The 15056-nt window shown below is 73.3% G+C and carries 14 protein-coding genes; 8 read left to right on the forward strand and 6 right to left on the reverse strand.

Annotated features, from left to right (window positions below; genetic code table 11):
- Positions 1 to 2: 2 nt before the first annotated feature.
- The gene (gene manA / locus GCG21_RS02305) at positions 3 to 1223 is read left to right on the forward strand and encodes a mannose-6-phosphate isomerase, class I (RefSeq protein WP_152817611.1); all 1221 of its coding nucleotides are present in this window, start codon (positions 3 to 5) and stop codon (positions 1221 to 1223) included.
- On the opposite strand, the gene GCG21_RS02310 is transcribed toward manA, so the two are convergent.
- Entirely contained in the window at positions 1220 to 1975 is a 756-nt protein-coding gene (locus GCG21_RS02310) for a TIGR03089 family protein (RefSeq protein WP_152817612.1), read from the reverse strand. The genes manA and GCG21_RS02310 overlap by 4 nt on opposite strands.
- Before the next feature lie 150 nt (positions 1976 to 2125).
- Here GCG21_RS02310 and GCG21_RS02315 point away from each other — a divergent pair, with 150 nt between their 5' ends.
- From GCG21_RS02315 to GCG21_RS02325, 3 genes are read left to right on the forward strand one after another with little or no spacing between them, the layout of a single operon-like run.
- The gene (locus tag GCG21_RS02315) at positions 2126 to 2446 is read left to right on the forward strand and encodes a WhiB family transcriptional regulator (RefSeq protein WP_152817613.1); all 321 of its coding nucleotides are present in this window, start codon (positions 2126 to 2128) and stop codon (positions 2444 to 2446) included.
- Entirely contained in the window at positions 2436 to 5615 is a 3180-nt protein-coding gene (locus GCG21_RS02320; RefSeq protein WP_152817614.1) for a glycosyltransferase family 2 protein, read from the forward strand. The genes GCG21_RS02315 and GCG21_RS02320 overlap by 11 nt, the downstream gene beginning before the upstream one ends.
- Positions 5612 to 7195, forward strand: coding sequence for a DUF5719 family protein (locus GCG21_RS02325; protein WP_152817615.1), 1584 nt, complete (start codon positions 5612 to 5614; stop codon positions 7193 to 7195). The genes GCG21_RS02320 and GCG21_RS02325 overlap by 4 nt, the downstream gene beginning before the upstream one ends.
- A 37-nt stretch (positions 7196 to 7232) precedes the next feature.
- Here the strand turns inward: GCG21_RS02325 and GCG21_RS02330 are convergent, their stop codons facing one another.
- Positions 7233 to 7682: a metallopeptidase family protein gene (locus tag GCG21_RS02330; protein WP_228760115.1), complete on the reverse strand. Its 450-nt coding sequence runs from the start codon at positions 7680 to 7682 to the stop codon at positions 7233 to 7235.
- Positions 7683 to 7778: 96 nt separating this feature from the next.
- Here GCG21_RS02330 and GCG21_RS02335 point away from each other — a divergent pair, with 96 nt between their 5' ends.
- On the forward strand, positions 7779 to 8177 hold the full coding sequence (locus tag GCG21_RS02335) for a DUF3499 domain-containing protein (RefSeq protein ID WP_153877525.1): 399 nt from the start codon (positions 7779 to 7781) through the stop codon (positions 8175 to 8177).
- 22 nt (positions 8178 to 8199) lie between these two features.
- Entirely contained in the window at positions 8200 to 9612 is a 1413-nt protein-coding gene (locus GCG21_RS02340; protein ID WP_153877526.1) for a phosphomannomutase/phosphoglucomutase, read from the forward strand.
- Positions 9613 to 9692: 80 nt separating this feature from the next.
- On the opposite strand, the gene GCG21_RS02345 is transcribed toward GCG21_RS02340, so the two are convergent.
- The 3 genes from GCG21_RS02345 to GCG21_RS02355 form a co-directional block, all read right to left on the reverse strand.
- A complete protein-coding gene (locus GCG21_RS02345; protein ID WP_152817616.1) occupies positions 9693 to 10625 on the reverse strand; it encodes a glycine betaine ABC transporter substrate-binding protein in 933 nt (310 codons plus the stop codon).
- Between the two features lie 65 nt (positions 10626 to 10690).
- Positions 10691 to 11572 (reverse strand): proline/glycine betaine ABC transporter permease, encoded by an 882-nt coding sequence (locus GCG21_RS02350; protein WP_227992892.1) that lies wholly within the window; start codon positions 11570 to 11572, stop codon positions 10691 to 10693.
- On the reverse strand, positions 11569 to 12759 hold the full coding sequence (locus GCG21_RS02355) for a glycine betaine/L-proline ABC transporter ATP-binding protein (protein ID WP_152817617.1): 1191 nt from the start codon (positions 12757 to 12759) through the stop codon (positions 11569 to 11571). The genes GCG21_RS02350 and GCG21_RS02355 overlap by 4 nt, the downstream gene beginning before the upstream one ends.
- Positions 12760 to 12769: 10 nt before the next feature.
- Here GCG21_RS02355 and GCG21_RS16065 point away from each other — a divergent pair, with 10 nt between their 5' ends.
- On the forward strand, positions 12770 to 12907 hold the full coding sequence (locus GCG21_RS16065; protein ID WP_153877529.1) for a hypothetical protein: 138 nt from the start codon (positions 12770 to 12772) through the stop codon (positions 12905 to 12907).
- 207 nt (positions 12908 to 13114) lie between these two features.
- Here the strand turns inward: GCG21_RS16065 and GCG21_RS02360 are convergent, their stop codons facing one another.
- Positions 13115 to 13999 carry an RDD family protein gene (locus tag GCG21_RS02360; RefSeq protein ID WP_194164890.1) on the reverse strand — a complete coding sequence of 295 codons (885 nt, stop codon included), beginning with the start codon at positions 13997 to 13999 and terminating at the stop codon, positions 13115 to 13117.
- Positions 14000 to 14051: 52 nt separating this feature from the next.
- On the opposite strand from GCG21_RS02360, the gene GCG21_RS02365 reads away from it, so the two are divergent.
- Positions 14052 to 15047: a stage II sporulation protein M gene (locus GCG21_RS02365; protein WP_153877531.1), complete on the forward strand. Its 996-nt coding sequence runs from the start codon at positions 14052 to 14054 to the stop codon at positions 15045 to 15047.
- Positions 15048 to 15056: the final 9 nt, after the last annotated feature.

The raw sequence follows: 15056 nt of genomic DNA on the forward strand, positions 1-15056 counted from the left end.
GAATGCACGGGCTCGCGGGCGTCGTCCGTGCGTACGCCTGGGGTTCGCCGGACCGGATCCCGGAGTTCGTCGGCCGGGCGGCGACGGCGGCCACGACCGCCGAACTGTGGTTCGGGGCCCACCCCTCGGCCCCCTCGCCGTTGCGCTCCGACGACTCCGACGATCCCGACGACTCGGACGATTCACGGGGCAAGCCGGCCCGGGGCGATCTGCGCAGCCACATCGCCGCCGATCCGCACCGGATCCTCGGCAGCGACGTGACCGCCCGCTTCGGCACCGAGCTGCCCTACCTGCTCAAGCTCATCGCCCCCGAGTCGCCCCTCTCCCTCCAGGTGCACCCGAACCTCGCGCAGGCCCGCGACGGCCATCGGCGCGCCGGTCTGCCGGGCGGGCCGCAGGACTACGTGGACGCGAACCACAAGCCCGAGCTCGTGTACGCGCTCAGCACCTTCGAGGCGGTGAGCGGATTCCGGGCACCGCGCCGCGCGGCGGAGATGTTCGCGGGGCTGAGCAGCCCGCTCGCCCGAGAGATCGTGCGGATGCTCCGCCATCTCCCGCCCAGGGACGGCGCCCGGCTCGCCTTCCGCATGGTGCTCACCGAGTTCTCGGCCGCGGACGTGGGGCAGGTCGTGGCCGACTGCGCCGACCGGCTCGCCCGCGGCAGTTCGCCCTCGCAACGCTCGGATGCGACCGTGGTCCGGCTCGGGGAGCACTTCCCCGGCGACCCGGGCGTCGTGGCGGCCCTGCTGCTCAACCCGGTCACGCTCAAGCCCGGCGAGGTGATGTTCGTGCCCGCGGGCAGCGTGCACGCCTACCTCGGCGGCCTCGGCCTGGAGATCATGGCCAATTCCGACAACGTGCTGCGGGCCGGGCTCACGGGCAAGAACGTCGACCTCGAGGAGATGCTCGCGATCGTCGACTACACCGCCGCGCCCCCGATCCGGCTCGCCGCCGAGGAGTTCGGGCCGCACGTGCGCACCTACTACGCCCCGGTCGACGACTTCGAACTCTCCGTGATCGACGTCACCGGTGAGCCGGTGTCCGTGCCCGGCAAGGGCCCGCGGATCCTGCTGGCGATCGAGGGGGCCGCACAGGTGCACGCCGGCGGCCGGTGTCGCCGGCTCGAGCGGGGCGAGGCCGTGTTCCTCGCCGCCGACGACGGGCCCGTCACCGTGGCGGGCGCCGGCGGACGGGCGAGCGTGGTGCAGGCCGACGTCCCCTAACGAAGCGTCGTCGTGACACCCTCGGCGGCGGCGATCCGGTCGAGGTCGGCGCCGGGATCGCCCGCGAGCACGATCGAGGCGCCGCGTGCCCACAGCGGCGGCGCCACCGTGAGCAGCGCGAGCAGAGGCGGCAGGGTCGGCAGGGTCGGCAGTCGAGCGGCGTCGCCGTCTGCGCCGACGAGCAGCGCCCGCTCACCCGGACGGACGCCCTCGAGGCGTGGATCGTCGCCGGCGAGCACGTCGGCCTGGGTCCGCCCCGGCAGCGCCGACTCCCGCGCCGAGCCGCCCGCGGGCAGGAGCAGCTGATCGGGCTGCGAGGTGAGCTCCGCGACGCCGTCGATCGCGCCCGGGCCGGGGGCGTCGTCCAGGCGCAGGGCGAACGCGGGAAGGGCGATGACGACGCACGTGGGGCCGTCGCCGGCCGTCGCGGGCGGGGTCGCCGTGACGACGGCCGCCAGGGACGCATCGGCCGCGCCCGACTCGTCGCTGCCGAGCGGGACGACCTCGGCGCCGCAGATCCACGCCCCGGCCGCCCAGACGAGGGACCGCCAGTGGGCGGGCAGGTCGAGGCCGAGTCGATCGCCGGGGCCGAGGTCGAGTTCCTGCGCGCACAGATTGGCGGCCTTGACGAACCAGTTCGCCAGCACCCGCCCGCTCAGGTCGACCCGTTCGCCGCCCGGGCCGTACCATGTGAGCCGGGGCTCGGTCACGGGGGCGAGAAGCGGTGCGAGGCCGGCGAGCGACGTGATCATGGCCCCAGCCTAGGGCGGTCCGCGCGGCCCCGAACGCCTCTATCACGTCATGGGCTTGACGGATGAGGATGACACGCGTGTAATTTAGGACTAGACAGGTAATTCGGAGCGTGAGCCAGTCCCGCCCACACCTACGACGGGGGAACTGATATGTGGAACATCCTGGGAGACGGTCCCCTCGACCTGAGCCTGCCCGAGCCCGTGCCGGCGGCACCGCCGCTGCTGGCGCACCTCGGGGGAGACGACGAGGGGGTGCTGGGGTGGCAGGAACGCGCGCTGTGCGCGCAGACCGATCCGGAGGCGTTCTTCCCCGAGAAGGGCGGCTCGACCCGGGAGGCCAAGCGCGTGTGCGCCTCGTGCGAGGTGCGGGCCGAATGCCTCGAGTACGCGTTGGCCAACGACGAACGGTTCGGTATCTGGGGGGGAATGTCGGAGCGCGAGCGACGCAAGCTCAAGCGGCGTGCAGTCTGATCCTCGCCACGTCACCGCGATCGTCGCGGCGACCGACCTGACGTACCTGCCGCAGACCCTCGAGGCGCTCGGGCGCCAGGACCGGCATCCGGACGAGCTGATCGTCGTCGACGTCTCGGCGGCCGGACTCGATCTCGGCCCACTCGTCGAGGCCGCGGCGGCGGCCGGGCCGACCGTGCGCTCCGTGCGCGCCCCACAGGCCCGCAACCTCGGCGACGCGGTCCGGGCGGGACTCGACCCGGGCGCGCGGACCGACTGGCTGTGGCTCCTGCACGACGACAGCCCGCCCGAGCCGGCGGCGCTGGCCCAGCTGCTGCGGGCCACGGCGAACACCCGTACCGTGGCCGTCGCCGGCTGCAAGCACGTGCAGGCCGATCACCCCGACCGGCTCCTGAGCGTCGGGGTGCGCATGACCGCCGGCGGGCGCCGCCTCGGCGGGATCGACGCCGGCGAGATCGATCAGGGGCAATACGACGGCATCGACGACGTCTACGCCGTCGAGACGGCCGGGATGCTCCTCACCCGGGAGATGTGGGACCTGCTCGGCGGACCCGATCCCGTGCTCGGACCCTATGGCGACGGGATCGACCTGTCCCGGCGGGCCCGGCTCGCCGGTGCCCGCGTCGTCGTCGTCCCGAGCGCGATCGTGCGCCATCACCGCGCCGACCTGCGCGACCTGCGCTCCGAGCACCCCGACGGCAGACGCAGCGTCCGTCGCCGTCGGGAGGCGATCCTCCATGCCCGACTCACCGGGGCGTCGGCACCCGGCATGCTCCTCTGGTTCGCGATCATGGTCGTCATGGCCCCGGTGCGGGTGCTGTGGCGCGTGGCCACGAATGAGGTGGGCCTGGCCACGGGCGAACTGACCGCCGCGCTGGCGGTCGCGCTGCGGCCCCGCGCGATCTGGCGTGCCCGCCGCCGGGCCCGCTCGAGCCGAACCGTGCCCCGCCGCACCCTGCGCGGCCTGTACGCCGCCCGCCGGGAGGTGGTGCGGGAACACCGGGACCGGATCCTCACCCGGATGACCGAGCGCCGCCGGGCCCACGCCCCGAGCGAGCTCGAGATGCGCGAGCGGGCCGCCCTGAGCCGGCGCCGCCGCCTGGTCCTGGCGGTCGTCGTCCTCGGCGCGGCCGCGGCCGGGGTCCTCGCCGGGGTGGAACCGGTCGCGGGCGTCGACGGCTCCGCCGGCGAGCTCCTCCGGTCGGCGTTCTCCCCGTGGATCGCCGCCGGCGACGGGCATCCCGGCCCCCCCGACCCCTTCTGGGCGGTCCTCGCCCTGCTCGTCGTGGTCACCGGCGGTCCGCTCGGGGTGCCGAGTGCCACCGGCCTGGGGATCGTCGTGGTGGCGAGCCTGCCGCTCGCCGCGATCTCCGCGTGGTTTGCCGCCGGGGCCGCCACCCGCAGCCTGGCCGTGCGCGCATGGGCGGCGATCGTGTGGGCCCTCGGGCCGGCGGCGATCGTCGCGTTCGCCGGGGCCGACCTGGCCGCGCTCGTCTGCCACATCACCCTCCCGCTCCTCGCCCTCGCCGTCGCCCGGGCCTTCGGCTACGACCGGCAGGACGTCATCCGCTCCGGGCTCGTCGACGCGCGCTCCGGGGCGACCTCGCGCATGAGCGGCCGCGGCTCGCTCGGGGCCGCCGCCGGCGCGGGCCTGCTGCTGGCGATCACGGCCGCCGCTGCGCCGGTCGTGCTTCCGATCGCGCTGCTCGTGCTCGTGGCCCTCGCGCTCGTCGTGCGCCGGCGCGCGCGCCTCGTGCTCGTCGCGCTGCCCGCCCTCGTGCTGTTCGCGCCCGTGCTCGCGTCGTTGCCGGCCCAGTGGCCCAGCCTCGTCGCGGCCCCGGGAACGGGGACCGGCGCCGGCGTGCTCAAGATGACGCCCGGGCCCCCCTGGGCCGTGCTGCTCGGCTGGCCGGGCGCGGTGCCGGAGGCGACCTGGATTCTCGTGGCCGGCTCGGCGGCGGGGGCGGCGATCCTGCTCGCCGCGGTCCTCGGCCTCATGCGCCCCGCCGCGGCGGTCCCGGCCCGGCTCGGATGGCTGCTGGCCGCGGCCGGGCTCGCCGCGACCGCCGTCGCGGGTGCCGCCGGCCTCGACCGGGGCGGGGCCGGGGCATCGGGTCTGCCGGACCTGCCGGCCGTATCGGGCGTGTCGATCATGACCGCCGGGCTGCTCCTCGCCGCGACCACGGGGTTGCACGGACTCACCGGCGGACTGCGGGGTCGCTCCTTCGGCCCACGCCACGTGCTCGCGGCCACGACGACGCTCGCGATCGGCCTCGGCGGCGCCGGGGCGACGGCCACCGGCTGGCACGCGGCGGCCGGCCTCGACCGGGTGCCGGGAACCGCGCAGGGGGAGCAGATTCCGGCCCTCGCGCGCGATCTGGCCGGCGGCCCGGACCGGGCCCGGGTGCTCGCCCTGACCGCCGGCACGGGCGGGATCGTCGCCGAGCTCTGGCGCGGGGACGGGCCGCAGGTGAGCGACCGGGCCACCGTCCTGCGGGTCCGCGAGCGTGCATCCGGTGCGTCCGGTGGATCGACCGCGGACTCGCCGACCGGCCTGCGCGAGCTCGTGGGGGAGCTGTCGGTCGGGGCCGCGGAGGACGCCGCCGCCCGTCTCGCCACCCACGCCATCGCCATCGTGCTCGTGCCCCCGGGCCCAGCCGACACAGCTGACACAGCCGACCCGGCCGACACAGCGGCCACGGCCGGCCCGGCGGCGGCGTCCGCACGTACGGAGCTGCTCGCCGCGCTCGACTCGGTCGCGGGGCTCGAGCGGATCACCGAGAACGAGACGGGCGCGTTCTGGCGCGTCGGCGGGCCGGACCCGGCGGCCCGGGTCGTCGTGACCGACGCCGCTGGAACGGCCACGGTCGTGCCCGCGGGAGCCGTCATCGCGGCGGGCGACATCGGCGCCGGGAGCGACCGCACGGTGGTCCTGGCCGAACGCGCCGACCCCGGCTGGCGGGCCTGGTTCGACGGGCAGCGGCTGCGCGCCGTCCAGCGCGACTGGCAGCAGGCCTTCGAGATCCCGGACGGCGAGGCGGGCCGCCTCATCGTCCGCTACGAGCCCGCGGGCACCAGGGTCTGGCACCTGAGCCTGCTCATCGTGTTCGGACTGACGACGCTGCTCGCCCTGCCCACGCGCCGACGCCGACGGGAGAGCGACCGATGACCGACGAGACTCCGGACCGGCCCGGTCGCGACACCGCGCCCGAGGTCGGCCGGCGCATCGCCTCGACCGCCGCGGGGGCGGTGGGCGCTCTCGCCCTCGCTGCCGGCGCGTTCGCGCTGGGGATCGTGTTGCCCGCGGACGGGGCCGAAGGTGTTGTGCCGGCGCCCGTGGCCGTCGGCGCCGGCACCACCGACCTCGTCTGCCCCGGACCTCCGCGGTTGCCCACGACCGCCACCGGCGACGACATCGACTACGACGCCGAGCTCGGCCCCGGGCCCGCCGGGGTGAGCACCGACGTGAGCGCCGTCGTCCTCGGTGACCCCGCGGCGACCCTCGACCTCCTCGGCGCCGAGGACCCGGCGCCGCTCACCGGTGCGAGCGCCGGCCTCGATGAGGTCACCGGTCCGGCGCTGCTCCGCGCCGGTGCGATCCGGGGGCGCGCACCGCTCGTGACCGCACGCACGCTCGCCCGCGCCGACTCCGGCGACCTGCGCGGCCTCGCGAGTGCGTCCTGCGCCGTGCCCTCGAGCTCGATCTGGCTCGTCGGCGCAGGCACGGCCGTCTCGAGCAGCGCCCAGCTGACGATCACGAACTCCGGGGACACCCCGGCCCGCGTCCACCTGACCGGTTGGTCGGGCACCGGGCCCGCCCCCGACATCGCACCCGTCCTGCTCGCCCCCGCCTCGAGTCGCACGGTGCTGCTCGAGGCGGTCTGGCTCGCCGACCGGATCGCGATCCACCTGGAGTCGGAGGGCGGCCGGATCACCGCGGCGATCCAGGACTCCCGCCTCGACGGACTCACCCCCGTGGGCCTCGACTTCGTGACGTCGGCCGCGGCGCCGGCGACCGAGATCCTCCTCGGTCCCGCCCCGCTGCCCGGCTACGCCGACCCCGATGACCTTGACGACTCCGATGACCGTGATGACCCGGGGGAGTCCGCGGACGCGGCGGCGAGCGTGCGGATCGTCAACCCGAATCCGACTCCGGCGACCGTGGACATCACGGCCCTCGGCGAGGACGGGGAGGCCGAGGTGGCCGGCGCCCAGGACCTCGTGGTCGAGGCGGGAAGCGTGACCCAGATCCCGCTGGCGGCCCGGTACGCCGGCAGTAACGGGGTGCGCCTGCGCAGCGACGTGCCGATCACCGGCGCCCTCGAACTCTCCAGGCCGGGCCGGGCGGGGGTCGACGAGACCGCCGATCCGGACGTCGCGCCCGTGGACATCGCCTGGCTCGCGGCGGGCGTTCCGTCGACCTCGGCCCTGCTGGCCGTCGGCGCGGAGACGAACGAGACCCACGTGCTCAATCCCGGCGAGCGGGCCGCGCGGGTCACCCTCACCCCGATCCTCGCCGGTGGCCGGGCGGGTGACCCGTTCGAGCTCACGGTGCCGCCGGCCTCGACGGCCGCCGTGCCCACGCCGGAGAAGGCGGTGCTCGCGTGGCGGATCGAGGCCACGGAGCCCGTGCTCGCCACGACGGTCGTGACGGCCGACGTGACCGACGGCCGCCTGCTCACCGTGCTCCCCGCGACCGCGGGGATCGCGGGCGCGGCCGAGGTCGCCGTCGACCTGCGGATCGGCTGACCGTGCGGATCGGCTGACCGCGCCGGCCGGGACGACCTCAGTAGTCCGGGTCGATGTCCTCCGGGGCGCGGCCCAGGAGGTGGGCCACCTGCTCCGTGAGCACCCGTTGGATGAGCTCGTGCATCTCGGGCTCGCCGACGACCCGGCCGAGCAGCGGGCGCCGGTAGAGGACGATCCTGTGCGCGAGGCCGATATCGGCCGGGAAGTACCGGCCCAGGGCGACCGCATCGTGCTCCCACGGGGCCGGATTCGACGGCGGCACGTCCTCGACCGCGAACTCCACCCCCGAGAGCCGGTTCCCCACGAGCGCGTCCATGCGCGCGACCGCGGCCGCCACCGCGTCGTCGAACCGATCCGTGCGGGTGCGGTATCCCGGCACCGTCGGCGGCACGAGCGGGCCGCGCAGGCCGCGGCCGTGCCGGTCGCGGCGCCGGCCGGCCCGCCGCGAGGGCAGCACGACCGGGGAGAGGGAGCGCTCGTCGTTCACGCCACCACCCTACGCACTCCCGTCGGCCCGCACCCCGTCGGCCCGGCCTCCGGCGTGGCAGCACGGCCGGCGCCGCGCACCGGGTACCGTGGAGGCGTGAGATCCATGCGCCAGTGCACACGAGCCACCTGCTCGTCGGCCGCCGTTGCCACGCTCACGTACGTGTACTCGGATTCGACCGCGGTGCTCGGGCCGCTGGCCACGCACGCCGAACCGCACACGTACGACCTGTGCACCGACCACGCCGAGCGGCTCACCGTGCCGCGCGGCTGGGACGTCGTGCGCCTCGCCGGAGAGTTCGAACCGGCGCCGCCGAGCTCGGACGACCTGCTCGCCCTCGCCGACGCCGTCCGCGAGGCCTCCCGGGCCCCCGCACCCACGCCCCGGCCCGCGACCCGTCGCGTCGGTGCCCCGGCACCCGTGACCCACGCCCCGCCCGCCCCCGAGGTCGGCCGCCGCGGTCACCTGAGCGTCATCCGCGGCGAGGGCGACTGAGGGACCGGTAGGATCGGGCACCGTGTCCGATCTCGATGCCATCGTCAAGGCCTACGACATCCGCGGGCTCGTGCCCGATCAATGGGACGAGGACGTCGCGCGCGCGCTCGGCGCCGCCTTCACCCGGGCCACCCGGGGCGGTGCGGTCGTCATCGGCCACGACATGCGCCCCAGTTCCCCCGCCCTCGCCGCCGCGTTCGCCCGCGGGGTGACCGAGGCCGGCTGGGACGCCGTGATGATCGGGCTGTGCTCGACCGACGGCCTCTACCACGCCTCCGGGGTGCTCGACCTGCCCGGGGCCATGTTCACCGCGAGCCATAATCCGGCACGCTACAACGGGATCAAGCTCTGCCATGCCGGGGCCCGGCCCGTGGGGCAGGACACCGGCCTGGCCGACGTCCAGGCGGCCGCGGCCGCCTACCTCGCCGATCCGGACTCGCTCCCGGTCGCGCAGACGCCCGGGCGGGTGAGCGAGCGGGACCTGCTCGCCTCCTATGCCCGCTATCTGCGCGACCTCGTTCCGCTCGAGGGCATCCGGCCGCTCAAGGTGGTCATCGACGCCGGCAACGGCATGGCCGGGCTCACGGCGGGCGCGGTGCTCGACGTCGATGCGGGCCTGGCCGACCTCGGCCTCGAGCTCGTGCGGATGTTCTTCGACCTGGACGGCACCTTCCCCAACCACGAGGCCAATCCGCTCGACCCGGCGAACCTCGTCGACCTCCAGGCCGCGGTCATCGCAGAGGGGGCGGACATCGGCCTCGCCTTCGACGGCGACGCGGACCGCTGCTTCGTCATCGACGAACGCGGCGTCGCGGTCGACCCCTCGGCGCTCACCGCGATGGTGGGGCTGCGGGAGGCGCAGAAGGAGCTCGACGCCGGCCGGCCGGCCACGGTCATACACAACCTCATCACCTCCCGCGCGGTCCCCGACCTGCTCGGGGCGGCGGGCGCCCAGACCGTGCGCACCCGGGTGGGCCACTCGTTCATCAAGGCGGAGATGGCGCGTCACAACGCCGTCTTCGGCGGCGAGCACAGCGCCCACTTCTACTTCCGCGACTTCTTCTACGCCGATTCGGGAATGCTCGCGGCGATGCACGTGCTCAGCGTGCTCGGCCGCGAGGACCTCGCCCTGTCGGACCTGGGGGCGATGTACACGCCCTATCACGCGAGCGGGGAGCTCAACCACCGCATCGACGACCCGGACGCCGCGCTCGGCCGGATCCGTGCGGCCTATGCCGACGACATCGATTCCGGGCGCGTGCGCGTCGAGGAGTTCGACGGCGTGACCTACTCCCACTGGGAGTCCTCGCCGCGCTGGTGGTTCAACGTGCGCCGCTCGAACACCGAGCCGCTCCTGCGCCTCAACGTCGAGGCGGAGGACGAGGACATCATGGTCAAGGTGCGCGACGGGATCACCCGACTCATCGAGGGCTGACAGCCGCAGACGACAGCGGCGCCCGGCCTGAGCCGGGCGCCGCTGTCGTCTGATCGACCTGATCGATTCGGACTAGTCGGTCACTCGCTTGCGGGGGTGACGCTTGCCGGGAAGTCCGGGTTGTCTTCGAGCCACTGCTGAACCCCGGCCTGGGGGTCACCGGCCTCGACGATGTCGTTCTCGAGGCTCGCGAGATCCTCGTCGGCGAAGGTGAAGTTGCTGATCCACTCGGCGACCTGCGGGTAGTCGTCCGCGAACGTCTTGCGAGCGAAGGTGTGGATCTCCTCGGCGGTGCCGAGGGTGCCCTCGGGGTCCTCCAGGTCGCGGATGTCGTACGCGCTGTAGGCCCAGTGCGGGTGCCACAGGGTCACGACGATGTTGTCACCGGCCTGCATGGCGCCCTTGAGCTCGGCGAGCATCGAGGCGGTGGAGGAGGTGACGAAGTCCATGTCCTCCAGGCCGTAGGTCGGGATGACCTCGTTCTCCATCGCCTGGGTCAGGCCGGCGCCCGGGTCGATCCCGACGATGCGGTTGTTGAAGGCGTCCGCGTTGTCGGCGAGCTCGGCGAGCGAGGTGATCGGGGCGTCGTTGTTCACTGCGACGCTGAGCGCGGCGTTGTCGTACCAGACACCGAGGTCGTCGAGGTCGGCTCCGTACTTGTCGATGTACTCCTTGTGGGTCTGCGGCAGCCAGCCGTCGAAGAGGAGGTCGTAGCTCTCGTCGCTGGCGAGGTCGGCGAAGATCAGGCCGATCTCCGCGTCCGCCAACTCGACGGTGTAGCCCTTGTCCTCGAGGATGGCGGCCCACAGGGCCGAGACGGCCACGCCCTCGTCCCAGCCGGCGGGAACGCCGATCTGGATCGGGTCGGTGTTGATGTCGCCGGAGCCTCCGGCCGCGGCGGTGCCGTCGGTGGGGTCGTCGGTCTCCGTGGAGCCGCCGCTGGCGCTCCCGCACGCCGCGAGGGCGAAGGCGGAGGTGGCTGCGATGAGGCCGAAGCCAAGCTTTCTACGCATGATTTCCTTTCCAATAGTCCCGATCCGGGATCGGTACAGCTGTCGTGGACCGAGCGCGGGGCCGGTCATTCGGTGGCGCGCAGGGCGCGCGCCACGGGGGTGCGTTTGGACAATGACGCCGTCACGCGGTCGAGGAAGATGGCCAGGAGGACGACGCCGAGGCCAGCCTCGAAGCCGAGTCCGACCTGCACGCGGGTGAGCGCCTGGTAGACGTCGCTTCCCAGGCCGCCCGCGCCGACCATGCCGGCGATGACGACCATGGACAGGGCGAGCATGATCACCTGGTTGACGCCGGCCATGATCGTGGGCATGGCCAGCGGGATCTCGATCTGGCGCAGGATCTGCCGTGGTGGCGCGCCGAAGGCGTGCCCCGCCTCGGTCACTTCGGAGTCGACCTGGCGGATGCCGAGTTCGGTGAACCGGACCGCGGGTGCGAGCGCGAAGATGACGGTGGCGACGAGGCCGGAGACGGCGCCGGCGTAGAAGATGACGACGACCGGGATGAGGTAGACGAACGCGGGCATCGTCTGCAGGAAGTCGAGCACCGGACGGATGAAGGCCGAGAAGCGCTGACTCTTCGCGGCGAGGATGCCGAGTGGGAAGCCGATCAACAGGGCGATGATGCTCGCGAGCAGGGTGAGCGCGAGGGATTCCATCGCGTTGTCCCATTGGCCCACGAGATCGATGACCGTCAGGCTGATGGCCGTGCCGAGCGCGAGCTTCCACCCGCTGGCGGCGAACGCGATCGCGGTGAGCACGAGCGCCACGATGACGAACGGCGGGGCGTCGAGGACCCAGTGCAGTCCGTCGTACAGCCCCTGTGCGACGGTCTTGACGAGGCCGAAGAAGCCGCGCAGGTTGAGTGTCAGCCACTCGACCACCGCCTCGGTCCAGACGTTCAGCGGCATCCGCCACCAGTTGCCCTGCATGAAGTCGCCGAAGCTCATACGTTCGCCTCCTCGTCGTAGGGGGTCATCGCTTCCCAGATGCTCACCCGGGGGATCACCCCGACGAGCCGGCCGGAATCGTTGACGACGGGCACGGGAACGTGGGAGTCGGAGGCGGCGACATTGAGCAGTTCCGCGAGCAGGGTGTCCTCGTGGACGCTCGGTGCGGCCTCGACCGCATCGTGCAGGGTCGTGGCCCCGGCCTGCTGGGCGTTGAAGGCGGCGGTGTCCGTGACGGTGCCGACGTAGCGGCGGTCGCGGTCGACGACGAACGCTGCCGGCACCTGCTCGTCGCGGATCTCGCGGAGGGTCTGGCGCGGGCCCTGCCCGACGGTGACGGTCACGGACGGCTTGGCCATGAGCGAGCGCGCCTGGAAGACCGTGCGCGGGTCGACGTCGGCGATGAACTTCGCGACGTAGTCGTTGGCCGGATGTGCCAGGATCTGCTCACCGGTGTCGATCTGCACGATCCGGCCGGAGCGCATGACGGCGATCCGGTCGCCCAGGCGCATCGCCTCGTTCAGGTCGTGGGTGATGAACACGATCGTCTTGCCGAGGCTCTGCTGGAGCTCGATCAGCTGATCCTGCATCTCCCGCCGGATGAGTGGGTCGAGGGCGGAGAACGCCTCGTCCATGAGGAGGATGTCGGTGTCGGCGGCGAGTGCCCGGGCCAGGCCGACCCGTTGGCGCATGCCGCCGGAGAGCTGGGCCGGCACGTGGTTGTCCCACCCGACCATGTCGACCATCTCGAGTGCCGAGCGGGCGCGTTCCTCGCGCTCGGCCCTGCCGACGCCCTGAATGCGCAGCGCGTAGGCGGCGTTGTCGAGCACGGTGCGGTGGGGCAGCAGCGCGAAGTGCTGGAAGACCATCGAGATGCGGCTCTGACGGATGCGGCGCAGTTCGGCCGGGTCCACGGATCCGATCTCCTCGTCGCCGACGTAGATCTCTCCGGCGGTCGGGGGCAGGAGTCCGTTGAGCATCCGGATGAGCGTGGACTTGCCCGAGCCGGACAGGCCCATGACGACGAAGATCTCGCCCGGCTCCACGGTGAAGCTCGCGTCGATCACCGCCGCGGTCCCGAGACTCTTGACATCGGCCGCATCGGCACCGCCACGGAGCTGTTCGATCGCCTCCGTGCTTCTTCTGCCGAAGAACTTGTACGCGTTCTTGACGGTAATGGCCGTCATAATCCTCCTGATGACCCTGGGCAACTCGACGGCCGCGGACGGGCTCGACCGCAGCCGGCCATGTGCACTCGACCTACGGCCCGAGCACGACTCGAACTGGGGTGCGCCTGAAAACGAACTTTCCAACCCTGGCGAACTTTCCGCGTGAACTCCACCCGAGAATCGGGAATATCGACCGGATCGGGCGGCAGCCTCTCAACGAAAGTAGTCCTGACCTGCGAGGACATGGCCGCCGGAATCGTTACTCGACCGTGATTCTCGAGATCGGCAATTCCCGAAGATCTCACACTGTGGTCGCGTCGAACCTCACACTCTGAGAAGTTGACTGATCGTCCCGTGAGACGATGGGGTGGATTCAGAGTCCGTAGGGCGCCCGCCGATCCGGTGGCAACAGGTCGAGCCGGCGCTGCTGCGCGCGCAGCCCCGCGAGGTATTCGGCATCGCGGCGCACCACGAGCACGGCCGCCAGGAACCGCTCCGGGTGGGTTCCCCACGGCGGCGGCGGGCTCACGTGCGGCTCGACGTGGGCCGCGAGCGCCCGCGCGATCGACGTGCGGGTGCCCTCCTCCACGGTGCGCGCCCGGTCGAGGAACTCCCGCACCCGCCAGGCGAGGGAGCCGGGGAGCCGGGAGATGTCGGCCCGGCGGGCCCACTCGACCAGCTCGGCCGGCATGAGCACGGGCGCCGGCAACGCCTGGTCCTGGTCGGACTCGAGCGGATAGGTGCCGGAGAGCAGGTCGCCCAGGCGCTTGTGGCGGGAGGTGACGATCGCCGAGACGAGCGCGAACGTGCCGAGCGTGAGCCAGATCTCCACGAGGGCGACGACGGACCGCACGAGCGCCTGTCGAAAACGGATGGCCGCGCCGTCCTCACGCACGATGACGTAGCCGAGCGCGAACCGGCCGACCGATCGCCCGCGGGTGAGGGTCTCCACGGCCGTCGGAACCCCGACGAGACAGACGAGGAGCATCCCGATGAGCCAGGTGGTCGCCTGCGCGTCGTTGGTCACGAGGTAGCGCAGGCCCGCGGCCACCGCCGCCGCGGCGACCGTGCCGTAGACGAGGAAGTCGACCGCACCCGCCGCGAACAGCCGCAGCAGGCCCGCCGGGCGCAGGTCGAGCACGACGGCCTCGCCCGTGACGACCTCCGCGGCGGCCGACTCGATCCGGTTCGGATCACGCGTGCTCGCGCGGGCCGCGAGGGTCGGGGCCGCTGCCGGCGCTGGGGGCGCTGGGGGCACTGGGGGCGCTGTGGGAACCGGGGGGACGGTCATATGTGGCAGGGTAGCGCTCGTGGATCTCGATGCGTTCGTCGCGCTGCGATCGCCCCGTTGGCGCCGCCTCGCCGAACTCGCCGGTCGGCGCCGACTGCGCGGCGCCGAGATCGACGAGTTCACGGCCCTGTACCAGGCGACCGCCGCCGACCTGTCGGCCGTGCGCTCCCGCGCGCCCAGCCCCGCGCTCATCGGCCGGCTCTCGGCGCTCCTGGGGCGCTGCCGGGGCCTGGCCACGGGCACCCATGAGCCCGGCTGGACGCCGATCGCCCGGTTCATCGCCGTGTCGCTGCCGGCGGCGTTCTACCGGCTGCGGTGGTGGACCGTCGCCGCGATGGTCGTCTTCGTCCTCGTCGGCCTCGGCTACGGCACGTGGCTCCATCTGACCCCGGGCGCGCTGGACGCGATCGCCTCGCCCGCGGCCCGGGCGGACTACGCCGAGCAGGCCTTCGCCGCCTACTACTCGAACAGCTCGGCCCCCGACTTCACCGGGCAGGTCTGGAGCAACAACGCGTTCGTCGCCCTGCAGATGATCGCCTACGGGATCACCGGGGTGATGACCGCCTACGTCCTCGTGGCCAATGCCGCGGCCGTGGGCCAGGCCGGGGCGATCATGGCCGAGGCGGATCGGCTCGACGTCTTCTTCGCGCTCATCCTCCCGCACGGGCAGCTCGAGCTCACGGCGATCTTCATCGCGTGCGCGGCGGGCCTCAAGCTGTGCTGGGCGTGGGTGCGGCCCGGGCCGAGGCCGCGCTCCCAGGCGCTCGCGGAGGAGGGGCGGGCCCTGATCACGGTCGCGATCGGGCTCGTGGCGGTGCTCGGGGTGAGCGGGGTGATCGAGGGATTCGTGCCGCGCAGCGGCCTGCCGAGCGGGGTGAAGATCGCGATCGGCTCCCTCGCCCTCGCCGGCTACTGGGCCTACACCATCGTGCTCGGCCGCGCCGCGGTCCGGGCGGGGGAGACCGGGGACGTGCTCGCCGAGGAGCGCGAGGCCACGACCCTGTACGCGGACTAGCAGGCCGGC

Origin of the sequence: Pseudactinotalea sp. HY160 (genome assembly GCF_009372055.1) — a bacterium.
Taxonomy (GTDB): domain Bacteria; phylum Actinomycetota; class Actinomycetes; order Actinomycetales; family Beutenbergiaceae; genus HY158.